Source organism: Caulobacter segnis (assembly GCF_029543125.1).
Taxonomy (GTDB): Bacteria; Pseudomonadota; Alphaproteobacteria; order Caulobacterales; family Caulobacteraceae; genus Caulobacter; species Caulobacter segnis_D.
The window spans coordinates 856,734-871,453 of record NZ_JARQWW010000001.1; the positions used below are offsets into that span (position 1 = coordinate 856,734).

At 69.0% G+C, this 14,720-nt stretch carries 16 protein-coding genes; 15 read left to right on the forward strand and 1 reads right to left on the reverse strand.

Annotated features, from left to right (window positions below; genetic code table 11):
- Positions 1 to 108 precede the first annotated feature (108 nt).
- From cpaB to P7B02_RS04215, 15 genes are all read left to right on the forward strand, one after another.
- The gene (cpaB, locus tag P7B02_RS04145; RefSeq protein ID WP_277785040.1) at positions 109 to 960 is read left to right on the forward strand and encodes a Flp pilus assembly protein CpaB; all 852 of its coding nucleotides are present in this window, start codon (positions 109 to 111) and stop codon (positions 958 to 960) included.
- Positions 957 to 2,324 carry a type II and III secretion system protein family protein gene (locus P7B02_RS04150; protein WP_277785041.1) on the forward strand — a complete coding sequence of 456 codons (1,368 nt, stop codon included), beginning with the start codon at positions 957 to 959 and terminating at the stop codon, positions 2,322 to 2,324. Before cpaB ends, P7B02_RS04150 begins: the two co-directional genes overlap by 4 nt.
- A gap of 59 nt (positions 2,325 to 2,383) precedes the next feature.
- Positions 2,384 to 3,496: an AAA family ATPase gene (locus P7B02_RS04155; protein ID WP_277785042.1), complete on the forward strand. Its 1,113-nt coding sequence runs from the start codon at positions 2,384 to 2,386 to the stop codon at positions 3,494 to 3,496.
- Entirely contained in the window at positions 3,493 to 4,779 is a 1,287-nt protein-coding gene (locus tag P7B02_RS04160; protein WP_277785043.1) for a CpaF family protein, read from the forward strand. The genes P7B02_RS04155 and P7B02_RS04160 overlap by 4 nt, the downstream gene beginning before the upstream one ends.
- Positions 4,776 to 5,684 carry a type II secretion system F family protein gene (locus P7B02_RS04165; protein WP_277785044.1) on the forward strand — a complete coding sequence of 303 codons (909 nt, stop codon included), beginning with the start codon at positions 4,776 to 4,778 and terminating at the stop codon, positions 5,682 to 5,684. Before P7B02_RS04160 ends, P7B02_RS04165 begins: the two co-directional genes overlap by 4 nt.
- Entirely contained in the window at positions 5,681 to 6,592 is a 912-nt protein-coding gene (locus P7B02_RS04170; protein WP_277785045.1) for a type II secretion system F family protein, read from the forward strand. Before P7B02_RS04165 ends, P7B02_RS04170 begins: the two co-directional genes overlap by 4 nt.
- Complete coding sequence (locus P7B02_RS04175; RefSeq protein WP_277785046.1) at positions 6,589 to 7,329, forward strand: tetratricopeptide repeat protein; 741 nt, start codon at positions 6,589 to 6,591, stop codon at positions 7,327 to 7,329. The genes P7B02_RS04170 and P7B02_RS04175 overlap by 4 nt, the downstream gene beginning before the upstream one ends.
- Entirely contained in the window at positions 7,326 to 7,601 is a 276-nt protein-coding gene (locus P7B02_RS04180; RefSeq protein ID WP_277785047.1) for a hypothetical protein, read from the forward strand. The genes P7B02_RS04175 and P7B02_RS04180 overlap by 4 nt, the downstream gene beginning before the upstream one ends.
- On the forward strand, positions 7,601 to 9,397 hold the full coding sequence (locus tag P7B02_RS04185) for a pilus assembly protein TadG-related protein (protein WP_277785048.1): 1,797 nt from the start codon (positions 7,601 to 7,603) through the stop codon (positions 9,395 to 9,397). Before P7B02_RS04180 ends, P7B02_RS04185 begins: the two co-directional genes overlap by 1 nt.
- Positions 9,398 to 9,443: 46 nt before the next feature.
- On the forward strand, positions 9,444 to 9,638 hold the full coding sequence (locus tag P7B02_RS04190; protein ID WP_277785049.1) for a Flp family type IVb pilin: 195 nt from the start codon (positions 9,444 to 9,446) through the stop codon (positions 9,636 to 9,638).
- A gap of 8 nt (positions 9,639 to 9,646) precedes the next feature.
- Positions 9,647 to 10,060, forward strand: coding sequence for a TadE/TadG family type IV pilus assembly protein (locus tag P7B02_RS04195; RefSeq protein WP_277785050.1), 414 nt, complete (start codon positions 9,647 to 9,649; stop codon positions 10,058 to 10,060).
- Entirely contained in the window at positions 10,060 to 10,533 is a 474-nt protein-coding gene (locus P7B02_RS04200) for a prepilin peptidase (RefSeq protein ID WP_277785051.1), read from the forward strand. Before P7B02_RS04195 ends, P7B02_RS04200 begins: the two co-directional genes overlap by 1 nt.
- A 55-nt stretch (positions 10,534 to 10,588) precedes the next feature.
- On the forward strand, positions 10,589 to 11,158 hold the full coding sequence (locus P7B02_RS04205; RefSeq protein ID WP_277785052.1) for a DUF2059 domain-containing protein: 570 nt from the start codon (positions 10,589 to 10,591) through the stop codon (positions 11,156 to 11,158).
- Between the two features lie 119 nt (positions 11,159 to 11,277).
- The gene (locus tag P7B02_RS04210) at positions 11,278 to 13,791 is read left to right on the forward strand and encodes an EAL domain-containing protein (protein ID WP_277785053.1); all 2,514 of its coding nucleotides are present in this window, start codon (positions 11,278 to 11,280) and stop codon (positions 13,789 to 13,791) included.
- Positions 13,792 to 13,900: 109 nt separating this feature from the next.
- Positions 13,901 to 14,125, forward strand: a complete 225-nt coding sequence (locus P7B02_RS04215) for a hypothetical protein (RefSeq protein WP_277785054.1) — start codon at positions 13,901 to 13,903, stop codon at positions 14,123 to 14,125.
- Positions 14,126 to 14,171: 46 nt separating this feature from the next.
- Here P7B02_RS04215 and P7B02_RS04220 read toward each other — a convergent pair whose 3' ends face one another.
- The gene (locus tag P7B02_RS04220; protein ID WP_277785055.1) at positions 14,172 to 14,501 is read right to left on the reverse strand and encodes a hypothetical protein; all 330 of its coding nucleotides are present in this window, start codon (positions 14,499 to 14,501) and stop codon (positions 14,172 to 14,174) included.
- Positions 14,502 to 14,720: the final 219 nt, after the last annotated feature.

Here is a 14,720-nt window from a genome sequence, read left to right on the forward strand (position 1 = left end):
GACGTTAACCGCACCTTAAACGCGCATGGCGCCGATTGCTATCGGAAGGCGAGTTAGCTCTAATAGTTCGCCATGCGTGCACCCAGTTTGGGTCGCGGGAGGTTGTGGATGAGACCGCAAGCGGTCGGCCGGCTGTTGATCGGGTTTGGCGCGGTGCTGGGGGTCACCCTCATCGCGTTCGGCCTGTGGCGCGTGCTCAACCCGAGCGAGTCCCCGGTTCAGACCGCCGCACCCAAGCATCAGCTGGTGGTCGCCGCCAAGCCCATCGCCCGCGGCAGCGTGCTGTCGCCCGCCGACCTGCGCGTCAGCGACGCGGACACTGCGCCCCCCGCCGACGCCTTGCCGTCCCCTTCCGCCGCCGGCGGACAGCTGGCCAGCATGGACATTCCCCAGGGCGCAACCGTGACCCGCGCCATGCTCACCCCGATTCAGACTGCTCCGCTGGCGCTGCAGGTGCCGCAGGGTCTTAGGGCCATCAGCCTGGACGCCGATGTCGAAGCCGGCGTCGCCCGCCGTATCGCTCCCGGCGATCGCGTGGACGTGCAGGCCGTGCTCGCCGACCGCGTCTTCGGCGGCATGGGTTCGGGCCCCGACGCAGGCCGCGCGGTCACCTTGATGACCAACGTCCTCATCTTGGCCGTGGGCGAGGCGGGGGCGGCGGATCAGGGCGTGGGCGCGCGCGCCGTCACCCTCGCCCTGTCGCCCGAGCAGGTGCCTGATTTCATGCTCGCCCGCAGCCTGGGCAAGGTGTTCCTCGCCCTGCGCCGACCCGGCGATCAGGATATGGTCACGCCGGTCTCCACGCTGGCGAGCCTGACCGGCGTCTCGGCCCCGCGCGCGCCAGCGGCCACGCCCGTGGCCGTGCGCGCGCCGGCCCGACCGCGGCCCGCCGCCATGCCGGTGGAAGTCGTCCTCGACGGACGCTCGATGCTTCAGATGCCGTCGGAGGGCGCGCGATGAGAACGCTCCTGACGGCCCTCCTCGCCACGACCATCCTGGCCGCCGCTCTCAACGCGACGGCCCGGGCGCCCGCCTCCTCGTCCGCTTCCGCCTCGGCGCCGCTGATCATCGAGGTGGATCAAGGCCGCACCCTGGCCAGCCGGCAGCCGATCCAGCGGATCGTCGTCGATGGGTCCACGATTGTTGAAGCGACCCTGAAGAGCCCCCGCGAGATCACCCTGAAGGGACTCGCCGCCGGCGTTGCGCGCATTTCGTGGGAAAGCGCCGATGCGCGCCAGACCCTCACCGTTCATGTCCGCCCCAAGGGCGCCGGTCAGGCTGACGCCATCGGCCGCCGACTCAACGAAACTGCCGACCTCAAGGGCGTCACCGTCGAAGCCGGCGTCGAGACGCCGATCGCCAAGGGCGCCGTGACGGATCTGGAGTCCTGGTCCACCGCCGACACTCTCGCCAAGGCCTATGGCGCAGGCGAGGTCTCGGCGGTGAAGGTGACCGGCCAGCAGATGGTGGCCGTGGACGTCCAGTTCATCGTCGTCGCCTCGCGCACCCTGCGCCAACTCGGCTTCAACTTCACCAAGATCGACAATGGCTTCCAGGGCGGGCTCTTCGCGCCAGGCTCCCTGCAGAGCTACCAGTTCGACCGCACGGGACTGCAGCTCGACACCAGCTCGCCGCTGTCGGGCGCCTTCGATCTTGTTCTGGGCGACGCCGGCAACGGCGCCCTTGGCCTGCTCAGCGCCCTGTCCGGCGCCGGACTGTCTCAGGTCCTGGCCCAGCCCACCTTGCTGGTGCGCTCGGGCGAGACCGCCGACTTCCTGGCCGGCGGCGAGGTGCCGATCCCGGTGCCGCAAAGCGCCGGCGGCGCGAACGGCGCCGTCGTCACCATCGAGTACCGCCCTTACGGCGTGCGGCTGGACGTGGCGCCGGTGGTCATGAGCGACGGCCGCATCATCCTCAAGCTGTCGCCCGAGGTCAGCGAAATCGACTACGCCAACGGTGTGCAGCTGCAGGGCTTCACGGTGCCCGGCTTCCGTCGGCGGTCGGCCTCGACCACCGTGCAATTGGGCGACGGTCAGTCCTACATCATCGCCGGCCTGAGCTTCTCGGCCAGCAGCGCCACCGACAACGCCGTACCTGGTCTGGGAAGCCTTCCTGTCATCGGCTCCTTGTTCAAGGCCCGCGAGAACACCCTGGAGCGCCAGGAACTGATCATCGTCGCCACTCCGCGCCTGGTCGATCCGCTGGATCCTGAAGAGGCGCGCGCCCTGATCAATCCGCCCAAACCGTCGATCGCCTCCGAGACCGACCTGCTGCTCAACATCGACACCACGGGCCGCAAGGCCAAACGCTTCGGGTTGCAGTGATGGCGAGGATCGGACTCATCAGCGCCGACGAACGGCTCAGGCTGCGGTTGGAGACCGCCTTGGAGGACAACGCTCACGTCTTCGCGGTGGGCGCGGATCCGGCCGGGCTCTTCCAGGCCGTATCGGTCTCGCGGCCGGACATCGCCATCCTCGACCTGGACCGCATCGACGGCTTCCGCGGCTCGCTGAACACGGCGACGGAGTTGTTGCGCAAGTTCGATCCCGGCCTGCCGGTGATCGCCTTCGGCGACGCCCATGATCCGTCGCTGGTGCTGTCCGCGGTGCGGGCCGGCTGCGTGGACGTGCTGTCGCGTGACGACGCCACCAGCGCCATCGTCACGGCCATCGACCGCAACCTGAAGGCGCTCGCGCGGCCGGGCCGTGAGGATGTGCGCTTCACCTTGGTGCTGTCGGCTTTCGGCGGCGACGCGGACGCCCATCTGGCGGTCAATCTGGCCCTGGCCCACGCGCGCAAGGGCGAGACGCTGCTGATGGACGCCGCCTCCGGCGCGCCGGAGGCCTGCGCCCTGCTCGACCTGGCGCCCACCTACTGGCTTCAAGACGCCTGGCGTGATCTGGCGCGTCTCGACCGCACCCTGCTCAAGTCCGTGCTGCCCCGCCATGAGGGCGCCGGCATGAAGCTGATGGCCGGCTCGGCTTCGGCTCACGAAGAAGCGATCGGTCCGGAAGCGGCCTTCCGCGTCGTCAGCGCGGTCCGTTCTCTCTACCGTGAAGTGATCCTGCGCATGGGCCCGGTTCGCGACGAGACCGTCCTGGCGCCGCTGGTCGAGGGCGCTGACGAGGTGCTGATGGTCTGCCCGCAGACCATCACCGGCGTGAAGGAGGCCAAGATGCTTCTCAGCCGGGTCGCCTCGCAAAGCGACACCCGCGCCAAGGTCGCCCTGGTCATTCCCGAATACGACCCGTCGATCAACCTGAGCGCCGACCAGATGCAGCGCGCGCTGGATGTCCGGACGGTTCATCGCCTGCCGCCCGCCCGGACGGAGCTGGTCAACGCCATGAACGCCGCCCGGCCGAGCATGATCGAGAACCCCAACGGGGCCTACGCCAAGTTCGTCGAGCGCCTCGCCTTGGGCTCCAAGGCGGAGGAGAGCTCGCGGGGCGGGGGCCTCATGCGATTTGCGCCGCGCCTGCTGGGTAAAGGCCGATGAACGCCCAGGCCGACATCGCCCGCACCGACGACCTGGTCCTGACCGATCTCTACCAGGACGCCAAGTTCGCCATCTTCGAGCGGCTTCTGGAGCAGCTGGAGACCAAGAGCATCGTCGGCGGAGCCCGATCGGCTTCTGTTCGGGCGGAGATAGAGGAGGCCATCCACCGCCACAGCGCGCGCGCCGGCATGGCGCTCAACAGCGTTGAGCGAATCCGCCTGGCGGACGACCTGCACAACGAGGTGGCCGGCCTCGGTCCGCTGGAGCCTCTGCTGCGCGACCCGTCTGTGGACGACGTGATCTGCAACGGCCCCTTGCGGATATTCGTGGAGAAGGGCGGCCGCCTGCATCGGGCCGCGGCGCGCTTCCGCGACACCGCCCACATGATGACCATCATCCAGCGCATTGTCGGCGCGGTGGGCCGGCGGGTCGATGAATCCACGCCCTATGTGGACGCCCGACTGCAGGACGGCTCCCGGGTCAATGTGGTGGTGCCGCCGATCGCCCTGGACGGGCCGATGCTGTCCATTCGGAAGGTCCGCGCGCAACCGCTGACCGCCCAGGAGATGGTGCGCAGCGGCTCCATGTCCCAGGAGATGCTGGACTTCCTGGAGCGCGCCGTGCGCGCCCGCCTCAACATCCTGATCAGCGGCGGCACCGGCTCGGGCAAGACCACTTTGCTCAACATGCTCTCCGGCTACATCGGCGACCATGAGCGCGTCATCACGATCGAGGACGCCGCCGAACTCAAGTTGCAGCGCGATGACGTGGTGCGGCTGGAGACCCGCCCGCCCAATGTCGACGGCACCCGTGAGGTCAGCCCCCGCGACCTGCTGCGCAACGCGCTGCGGATGCGCCCGGACCGCATCGTCCTGGGCGAGGTGCGCGGCGCCGAGGCCGTGGAGATGCTGCAGGCCATGAGCACCGGCCACGACGGCTCCATGGCCACCCTGCACGCCAACAACGACCGTGACGCCTTCGCGCGCCTGGAGATGCTGCTGTCCTTCGGCGGCCTCGGCGGCGATCCTCGCGCCCTGCGCCGCTATGTGGCCTCCAGCATCCAACTGGTGGTGCAGATACAGCGCAGCTTCGACGGCGCGCGCCGCATCACCTCGATCAGCGAGGTCACCGGGGTCGAGGGCGAAGTCTACAGCCTCAACCAGCTCTTCCTGTTCGATGAGGCGGCCGGTCCCAAGGGAGAGCACAGGACTCTCTCCCGTCGGCCGCATTTCGCGCAGCGCCTGTCCCGCGCCGAGGTCGCGCCCGCCTGGAGCCGCCCATGATCTGGATGCTGGCGGGCCTCTTGGTGATCTTGGGTCTGGCCGGCGGCCTGATGCTGGAGCGCCGCGCCCGCGAGCGCCGCCTGGCGGTGCTGATCAAGCGTCTGGAAGCCCTTGAGACCAAGGTGGATGAAGAGGCCGCCCGTCGCAGCCTTCAGCACTACGCACGGCGTTGGCGTTGGGCGCGGACCCTGTTGGTCCAGGCCGATCTGGAAGCGGAGCGCAGGAGGATCAGCATCGCGGTGGCCGTCGCAGCGGCGCTCGCCGTTCTTGCCGGCTTCATCAAGGGCCCGATCGGCTTCATGGTGATCGCTGCGATCGCCGTCGCGGCGGCCTTCGTCACCACCCTCGTGGTGGCCGCCCGTCGTCGCCACGCCTTCGTGGCGGGCCTGCCGCATCTGCTGGACGCCATTCGCCAATCGCTGTCCTCCGGCTCGTCCCTGCATCAGGCGATCCTGCGGTCCGTCGGCGCGGCGCCGGCGCCGGTCCGGCGCTATCTGGAGTCGGCCGCGCGCCGCATCGACCACGGCGACGCCGTTCATGACGCCGTGGGCTGGGCCGCCGACCAGGTGGACATCGAAGAGCTGCACATGCTGGCGGTGGCGCTGGAGATCAACGCCCGGCACGGCGGCGCCGTGACCCCGATCCTGATGGGCCTGTCCCGCCTGCTGCGCAATCGCGCCCGCACCGAGCGCGAACTGAGCGCGGCCACATCGCAGACCCGCATGAGCGCCAACGTCCTGACTCTGACCCCCATCGTCGCCGGCGCGCTCGGGGCGAGCATGAACCCCAAGTACGTCTCGTTCCTCCTGGCCACGGAGCAGGGGAACATGCTGCTGGCGACCGCCGTCACCTTGATGCTCATCGGCGTGGTGCTGATCCGCCGCCTGCTGAGGTTGGACTATTGATCGCCGCGATCGTCAACCGGCCCTTCGAGGCGGGCCTTTGGATCGTGGCGGTGGCCGCCATGGCCTGGGGTCTGCGCCTCATGGCCCAGCAGGTGCGCGTCGACGAGCGCCTGCACGATCTGGACGATGCCGCCGTGGACCGAGCGGGCTTCCAGCCGCCTCGCGTCCTGCAGGTGCTCTCCCCGGTCCTGCTCACTTCGAAGGGCGATCGCGAGGAGATCGAGGCCAATCTCGCCGCCGCCGGCTACCCGGCCAACGGCGCGCTGGTGTTCGGCGCCCTGCGGCTGGGCCTTACGGTTGTGGGACTGGCCGCCGGCGCGTTCCTTGCCGGTCCGCTGAAGCTGGAAGGCTCGGCCGCCATGCTGGCCGCCTTCTGCGGCGCGGGCGCGGGCTTCATCGGCGCCAAGCCGATCCTGGCCAGCCGCGCCGACGCCCGGCGCCGCAAGATCCTGGCCGAGCTGCCGTTCACCCTCGACGTGCTGCTGATGATGCTGGAAAGCGGCGTCAGCCTTGACCTGGCGTTCCGCAGTCTCGCCCATGGCGAGGGCCGCGCCGCTCCGATCACGCGCGAGGCCACCGTCGCCCTGGTCTCCGACCTGCAGCGCGGCATGGCCTACAACCTGGCCCTCGACCGCTGGGCCATGCGCCTGGGCGTCACAGGCGCCCACGAGTTGGCCGAGGTCTTCAAGCAATCCCTCTCCCAGGGCACGGAGCTCGCCCGCACCCTGCGCGAGTTCGGCGAGGAATTCTCCGAACGGCGGCTTTCGTCCGCTCGCGAGTCCATCGGGCGAAAGACGACCAAGATGACGGTGATCATGATCCTCTGCTTCATTCCAAGCCTGCTCATCATGCTGGCCGGTCCGGCGATCTTCATGTTGTCGGCTCAGATCGAAGGGGTCGGCCGATGAGACGCCTCGCCGCCTTGTGCGCCGCCCTGGCCTTGGCGCCGCTGGCCCCCACGCTCGCGCAAGCCGCCTCTACGCCCCTGGAGATCGAGGCCATCGACGCGGCCAAGTCGCGCAAACTCTATCTGATCACCATCGAGAAGATCGCCAAGGACCGCCCCCTGGCGGCGCTGGCCTATCTCGACGACTACGACCGCCGCCACAAGGGTGATCCCAAGGCCTCTCTGCTTCGCGCCGACTGCCTCATGCGCGTCGACGAGCGCACCGCCGCCGAGCAGGTGTATCGCACCCTGCTGAGCGGGGGCCGCGGCAAGCTGGCCGATGTTGATCAAGGCGCCGCCTGGGCCGGCCTCGGCCGCGTGCTCGCCGCGCGAGGCCAGTGGATCGAGGCGGTCAGCGCACTCAGCGACGCGGTGGCCAAGCAGCCGGTCAACACTGCTTTCATCAGTGATCTGGGCTACGCCCAGATGATGGCCGGCGACGCCCGCGGCGCGGTTTTCCGCCTGCGCCAGGCGCGAGAGCTGGCGCCGCAGGACGGTGTCGCCCGCAACAACCTGATCCTCGCCTTGTGGGCCGCCGGCGAGACGCGGGAGGCGGAGCAGATGCTGCAGACCCTGCCCGACCCCGACGAGCGGCAAGAGCTGCGAGGCCAGATCGCACGTCGCTCGGTCGGCGGCCTGACCGCCACCTCGCCGCTCACGGAAGCCGATCTCAAACGCCCTCTGGGCGCGGGGAAATGACCATGCTCCTGTGCGCACTTCTTCTCGCCGCTGACCTCTCGGCCCAACATCCGGCCCCGCCTGCCGCCAAGGAAGAGCCCTTCTCGGCCCGGCGGCTGATGGAGCTGCAAGCCTCCAAGCGCGCCACGCGCTCGCCGGCCGTCGGCCTCGACGCCGCCGAGGCCGCGCGCATCAACCAGATGCGGATCGAAGCCGTCGGCAAGAAGGTCCAGAAGTCGAGCGAGGATGGCTCCCGCGCGGCTTCCGGCTCGGGGGGGTCAGGACCGAGATGATGGCGAAGATCGCACCGTCCTGGCAGGCGTTCCGCGCCAGCGAGACGGGCGCGACGGCTCCGGCCGTCGCGGCGATCACCTTTGTTCTGTTCGGCTTCATCGGCCTCGCGGTCGATACGGGGACCTGGTATCTGGCCCGGCGCGAGCTGCAGGGCGCCGCCGACGCCGCCGCGCTGGCCGCCGCGCCCTTCGCCGCCAATCCGGGCGAAGCCAACAGCCGCGCCAAAGCCATGCTGGCGGCCAACGGCGTGCCGGACCCCGATGAAAGCCTCATCAGCCTGACCACGGGCGTTTGGTGTCCGGAAGGCTCGTGGGAGACGTCTGCACGGTTTCGGGCCGACAACCTGCAATGCCCGAACCTGCCGGACGCCCCCCGCCCCACGGCCGTGCGCTTAACCGTACGCGACACCGGCCCGCTGATCCTGGCGCCGCTGATCGCCACCGGCATCACGGCCCCGGTGTTCAACGTCCGGGCGACGGCGGCCCAGGTGAACATGGCGGGCCTAACCGCGGGTTCCGGCGTGCTGGACATCAATCAGGCCTCGGGCGTCAACGCCATTCTCGGCGCGCTTCTGGGAACCGGGCTCAATCTCTCCGCCCTGACCTATCAGCAGATGCTCGCGGCGCAGGTGGACGTGCTGTCCCTGCTCGACGCCTTGGCTGTGAAGCTCAATCTCCAGGCCGGCGATTACGAACAGGTCCTCAACGCCAACGCCACCGTGGGCCAGGTGTTGGACGCGGCGGTCGGCGTTCTGGAGCAGCAGGGCCAGACCACCTCCATCAGCGCGGGCCTGGCCGGCGCCAAGGTCATCCGGGACCTGTCGCTGAACGCCCCGAACCAGTCGGTGAAGGTGGGCAAACTTCTGAACGTCGGGGTGTGGAAGGACATGCCGGTGGGTCAGGCGCGGCCGACCGCCCTGACCGCCGGCGTCGATCTGCTGCAACTGGCCAGCGCCAGCCTCCAGGTCGCCAACGGCGCCAACGCCCTGACGCTAGCGGCGCCGATCGACTTGGGCGTCGTGAAGGTGGGGCTGGAGAGCACGCTGATCGAGCCGCCTCAGACCGCCTACTTCACTTTTGGTCCTGAGGGCACGCGCGTGCGCACGGCTCAGGCGCGCGTGCTGCTGACGGCCAAGATCGACCTGCTCGTCGTTAAGGGCGACTTGCCTGTGTATGTCGAGGCTGGCGCCGGTGACGCCGAAATTACGGCGATCAGCTGCCAAGGCGACCCGCGAAACGACACGCGAGTCGATGTGGCTGGTCGGGCGAGCGCCGTCGCGCTCCACGTGGGCCGTCCCAACGCCGCCGGTATGAATCTCATGCGCAACTTCACCCAGCCGGTGGCCGCCGTTAACATCACGCCCGCCGAAGTCGACGTCATAGGCTTGGCGAAGGTTCAGGTAGGCACGAACACCTATATCGGCCAACGCGCCGATGCTTTGCAGTTCAGGCAGCCCGCGGGTTCGGCGCCCCTTCCGCCCGTTCTGACCAAGGTCGGCTTCATCGGCCGCTCAGCCACGCCCACCGACCCGGGGTCTCAAGCCATACCGGCGCGAGCCGGAGGTTCGGTCGGTCTGTCGGTGGATGATCTGACCTTGAACACCTGCACGGTATTCACCGGGTGCCTTCCTATCGGCGCCGCGGTCTCCGGTGTTCTCAAGCCGGTCCTGACCACCGTTCTTGGACTGCTCAACCCTCTCATTTCCGGGCTCCTCACGGGGCTCGGCATCCATCTTGGCTATGTGGACGTCACCGTACCCGGCGTCCGCTGCGGCCAGGCCGTCTTGGTCGAATGACTGGCGCGACCATGACGCAAACACCAGCCAGCAAAGGAGAAATCAGATGATCTTCGCACAGATCCGCACCCGCGCCGCCACCTTCCTGCGCGATGAAAAGGGCCTTGCTGCCCTTGAGTACGCCATCATGGCGATCGTTCTCGTCGGCGTCATCGGCATTATCGTTGAGGGCCCGATGCAAACTGCAATGAAGGACGCCTTCGAGGCGGTCGGTACAGCCGTTAAAGACGCCGCGTCCTGAGCTACAGCGTGTCGTCCGCTGGACTTGATGATGAAGAAGGATCGGCGGCGGTCGAGTTCGCGCTCATCGCCCCGTTCCTTCTGCTCATCCTGCTCGGGATCATGGTGGCCAGCATCTACCTGGCGACCTTGCTGGCCGTGAGCAACACAGCCATCGAGGCCGCGCGCGCCACCATCCCCGGCATGACCACCGCCGAGCGATCGAACCTCGCCACGGCGCGCGCCAACGCAATCTTCACCGCCTACAGCCCGTTTCTGGATGTCAGCAAGGTGACCGTCGCGCCAGCTGACAACGGCGCCAACACCTTCCGCGTTCAGGTCTCCTACAACCTCTCTGACTTCGGCTTCACCGGCCTCATCGCCAGGATGGGACTGCCCACCCAGGTCGCCCGCACCGTGGTCGTCGCCAACGGGGGGTTCTGATGGACGCTTATGACCTGGTGGCCCTGGGCGTGCTGGTCATCACACTTCTGCCGATCGTGCATTTCGACCTGACCCAGACGCGAATTCCCAATCTCGCGAACCTGGCCCTGGGCCTCGTCGGACTGGGCGTCCACCTGATCGCCGCGCCGGACTGGCGCGCCCTGGCTCTGGACGCCGCCCGCATCGTCGGCGTCTTCGCCGTCTTCGCCGGCACGGGCTGGATGGTGGCGCGATGGCGGCCCAACGCCCGCATCGGCGGGGGCGACATCAAGTTCCTGATGGCCGCCGCGCCCTGGGTGGGGTTCGCCGGGACATTCTACGTCTTCGCCCTGGCCTGCGGAATCCTGCTGGCGGTCAGTGTTTCACAAGCCGCCTTCGCCCCGGCGACCGGCGACCTTTGGCGGCCGCGGCCGTTCGGACCGATGCTGTGCGTCGCTCTCGTCTTGATTTTCCTGCTGACCCGAATCAACTGAGCCGCGAGTATCGCAAAGCGACACTGTCGCCGCCGCATCAACCAGGGGGACTGATTTGAGCACCGCGACTTTCAAAGGCCTGATCATCGCCGCCGCCGCTCTGGCGGCGACCACCACCGCACACGCCCAGACGGCGACGGCCTCCGCCCAGAACCAGCTGAAGCTCATCGAGGCGAGGCGTCTGGTCCAGGCGCTCGGGCCCGATTCCGGCATCAATCAGGCCACCGCCGAGGTCAACGCCACGGTGATGACCGAGCTGGAGCGCGCCGCTCCGGCCGGCGACAGCCAACGCGCCGGCATGCTCACCGCCGCCGGCAAGCTGGCCGTGGCCAACATGCAGGCCCAGGTGGCCGAGGCCACCGCCGCCGCCTACGCCGCCAACTTCACCGTCGAGCAGCTGCAGGCCATGAGCGCCTTCTTCGCCTCCTCCGCCGGCAAGGCTCTGCTGGAGCGCCGCGAGGTCGTCACCCGCCAGAGCGCGACCCTGGCGCGTGGCCTGCTGCCCGACGTCTTCAACCAGACCGCGTCGTCCTACTGCAAGCAGGTGACCTGCACGGCGGCGGAGTGGCAGGCCTTCGCCACCCTGCTCGCGCGAGCGGCGAACGAGCAGACCGCTCGCCCCTGAGCTGATCGCTTGGATATCGCGTCGGGATCGCGGCTAGACTGGCCGCCTCGTCCCGCCGCGACGCTCGCGAAGGCGCCGCGGATCGACTAATAGGGATGCTTGTCCGCGACGGGTCGAGGATGTTCGGATCGAGAAGACCAGAGGCGCCAAGCCTCACCGCGCCTGCCCGCGCGCCCGGCCTCGCCGCGGCGCGTCGCGGGGCGGCGGTCGCCCGGACCCTGGCCGATCTGCGCCGCGACTTCGACGGCGATCTCGAGAAGCTGCTGATCTATCTGAGCATCGCCACTCTGGAGATGGAGCAGGGCGGCCGCGACGGCTGGGCCGGCGCCACCGCCATCTCCATCGCCGAAGCCACCCTGATCAGCCGCGAGACCACGCGCCGGAAGCTTCTGGCCATGGCCGGCGACGGCCTGCTGGTGCGCGACGCCGCCGACGCCTATCGGGTGCGCGACCTGCTGCACGCCCAGAAGGTTCTGGATGAGCTGGCGCCCGCCGCCAACGGCCCCGTCCCGCAAGCCGCGCCCGCCGCCGGGCACCAGGACTGGCGCGTCCGCGCCCGCTCCCGCGCCGACGTGGCGGCCCGCGCCGCCGGCGCCGCCGTCTGGGAATGGGACCTGTCGGCCCAGGAGTTCGACTGGGATTCCCAGATCTGGAGCATGCTCGGGCTCGACGCCGCCGAACCGCCGAGCCTGCGCGCGCTCTTCCGCAACGTGGCCCCGCAGGATCGCGGCCGCCTGGCCGACGCCATCGAGGTCTGCCGGCAGGGCCTCGGCGACGTGGACGAGGAGGTGGTCATCCTCGACGAGGGCGCGCCCAAGCGCGTCCGCTATCTGGCCGAGGCGGTTCAGGACGGCGGCGGCCCGCCCCGCCGCATCGTCGGCGCCTGCGTCGATGTCACGGGCTGGCGCGCCCTGGCCGACGACCTTCGCCGCCAACGGGAGCTGACGGACGTGGCTCTGGCCGCGGTGGGCGAGGCGGTGCTGATTGTGGGCGTCGACGGGCGCGTGATGGAGGCCAACGCCGCCGCCGCAGGCCTGCTGGGCCAGACGGAAGCCAAGCTCATCGGCCGACCATTCACCGAGGCGGCGCCTCTGGAGGACGCCGAGGGCCTGCGCGGCGCCCTGGACCCGGTGGCCCAGACCCTCTCCAGCCTCGCGCCCACCCACACCCACGGCGACATCGTCCTGCGGCGGGTCGACGGCTCGTCCTTGCAGGTGCAGGCCAGCGCCCGCCCTATGCTCGACCGCAGCGGCGAGCCCATCGGCGCCGTCGCGGTTCTGCGCGACCTGTCCCCGCAGCGCGCGGCCGAGCGTCGCCTGGCCTGGCTGCAGGCGCATGACGACCTCACCGGGCTCGTCAACCGTTACGCCTTCGAAGAGCGCCTGGCGGCGGCTCAGTTCTCCCAGCGCCCGGAAGGCCAGGGCGACTGCATCCTCATTGTCGACATCGAGCGCTTCAAGGTTCTGAACGACGCGGTCGGCCACATGGGCGGCGACGTCTTCCTGCGTGAGGTCGCCGAACTTCTGGGCCGCTTCATCGTGCCCAAGGATGTCCTGGCCCGCCTGTCCGGCGACCAGTTCGCCATCCTCCTGCGCGACACCGGGCCGGAAGGCGCGGAGCGTTTCGGCCAGGAACTGGTCGAGGCCGTGGCGGACCATCGCTTCGTCTGGAGGGGCGAGGCCTATCACGCCGCGGCCCGCGTCGGCGGCTGCCTGATCAAGGGTTCGGCCCTGTCGCCCCAGGACCTCATCGGCCGCGCCGAGCTGGCCTGCCAGGCCGCCAAGAGCGCCGGCGCGGTCCGCATCCTCGCCGCCGACGCCGATCAATTCCGCGAAGAGCACACCCTCAACACAACCGTGGCCAACCTGCCCCGCTGGATCGAGGAGGGCCGTCTGGTCCTCTTCGCGCAGGGCATCGTCTCGATGGATGAAACCCAGACGGCGCAGCGCCGCTTCGAGGTGCTGGTGCGCCTGCGCGGAGACGACGGCGAGCTGCTGTCCCCTGCGGTGTTCATTCCGGCGGCGGAACGCTTCGGCATGATGGGCCTGGTGGATCGCTGGGTGATCAGCGAGGTGCTGAGCCGCGTCGCGCCGCGGATCGACGACAAGGCTGGCCTCTCCCTGGCCATCAACCTGTCGGCCAACACCCTCAATGATCCGTCCTTCCCCGACTTCGCCGTGGCCATGTTCAAGCGTTCCGGCCTCGAGCACGGGCAGGTCACGCTGGAGGTGACCGAAACGGCTGTGCTCGATGGCCTGGGCAAGATCGGTCAGGTGCTGGAGCGCTTGCGGCGAGAGGGCTTCAAGGTCGCCCTGGACGACTTCGGGGCGGGCCGCAGCTCCTACGACTACCTGAAGAATTTCACCGTGGATTCGGTGAAGATCGACGGCGCCTTCATCCGCCACATGCTGCAAAGCCCGGTGGACACCGCCATCGTGGAGTCGATCAACGCCCTGGCTCACCGGTTGAACATCGAAACCGTGGCCGAGTACGTGGAGGACGCCGAGTGCGCGGCGGCCCTGCGAACCCTGGGGGTCGATTGGGCCCAGGGCTACCTCTACGGCAGGCCCGCCCAGCTTGAAGCGTTGCTTGGTCTTGGCGGCGCCGCGAAGGACAGGCTCGGCGTCGCCTGACGTCGCTCGCAATGCGACAACCCGCCACAACCGCGCGCTTAGGTTGATGTTTACGAGCGGCGCCGATTCATCGTGTCATCAATCCAACAGACCAAGGGAGACTTGGCGTATGGGGAGAGCTTTCGACACGGGTGTTTTGGAGGCGGCGTTCAAGGACGAACTCTATTGTCTGGCCGCCAGTGCTTATGACGACAACCTGATCGCGGCGGTGGCCCGCCTTCGGGCTTTGGGCGAGATTGTCGCTCATCTGGATATGGACGGCCTGCTTATTCTGGCCGCGGATGTGACCGACGGGCGCTGGGCGCCGCCGCCACATTCGCCGCCGAGCCTCTGAGCATGTTGAAGCGCCGCCGCACTCCTGTGCGGCGGCGCTTCACACATCAGGCGGCGCAGAGACGGTAGGTCTTGGCGTGCAGGGCCGGAGCGGCCTTGCCGGCGGGATGGGTCTTGCGCTGGGTGAGCTTGAAGCTGTCCGCGCCGGTGACGCGGATCCAGGCGTCGCCGCTGTCGCGCCAGGCGTTCTTGGCGCCCGAGGCGGTCAGGGTTTGGCCGTCATAGTTGAAGCTCGCGCCCGCCGCGCAATCGCGGCCTTCCTGGACATAGGCGCCAGGGGTCAGGCCCAGCGCGCCCTGCGCCTGGGCGCTTGAAGGGGCCGTGAAGGCGAGAGCCGGCACGGCGGCCAGGGCGGCGACGGCCGCAACGCGGTTCAAGGAAAATCTCATACTGGAGTCCTAGGCTTGGGACGCGCGCGAGCGAGCGCCCCTGGTTGACGCTTCGCCGGCTCCAACGGCGTGGATTTTTGCTGGCGCGAGACCGCGCCGCGCGCCCCGTCCCTTGAGCGCAATTGAACATTTAGGGACGCAAGAGCGCCCGGCAAGAGGCATTCAGCCCAATTTCAGGGCGAAGCCGTCCTGTTTGCAGGCATTTTT

Coding starts and splice junctions, on each gene's coding strand:
- P7B02_RS04175 (WP_277785046.1), top strand. CDS start 6,589: ATGAGACGCCTCGCCGCCTTGTGCGCCGCCCTGGCCTTGGCGCCGCTG.
- P7B02_RS04160 (WP_277785043.1), top strand. CDS start 3,493: ATGAACGCCCAGGCCGACATCGCCCGCACCGACGACCTGGTCCTGACC.
- P7B02_RS04165 (WP_277785044.1), top strand. CDS start 4,776: ATGATCTGGATGCTGGCGGGCCTCTTGGTGATCTTGGGTCTGGCCGGC.
- P7B02_RS04185 (WP_277785048.1), top strand. CDS start 7,601: ATGGCGAAGATCGCACCGTCCTGGCAGGCGTTCCGCGCCAGCGAGACG.
- P7B02_RS04200 (WP_277785051.1), top strand. CDS start 10,060: ATGGACGCTTATGACCTGGTGGCCCTGGGCGTGCTGGTCATCACACTT.
- P7B02_RS04190 (WP_277785049.1), top strand. CDS start 9,444: ATGATCTTCGCACAGATCCGCACCCGCGCCGCCACCTTCCTGCGCGAT.
- P7B02_RS04210 (WP_277785053.1), top strand. CDS start 11,278: ATGTTCGGATCGAGAAGACCAGAGGCGCCAAGCCTCACCGCGCCTGCC.
- P7B02_RS04150 (WP_277785041.1), top strand. CDS start 957: ATGAGAACGCTCCTGACGGCCCTCCTCGCCACGACCATCCTGGCCGCC.
- cpaB (WP_277785040.1), top strand. CDS start 109: ATGAGACCGCAAGCGGTCGGCCGGCTGTTGATCGGGTTTGGCGCGGTG.
- P7B02_RS04180 (WP_277785047.1), top strand. CDS start 7,326: ATGACCATGCTCCTGTGCGCACTTCTTCTCGCCGCTGACCTCTCGGCC.
- P7B02_RS04215 (WP_277785054.1), top strand. CDS start 13,901: ATGGGGAGAGCTTTCGACACGGGTGTTTTGGAGGCGGCGTTCAAGGAC.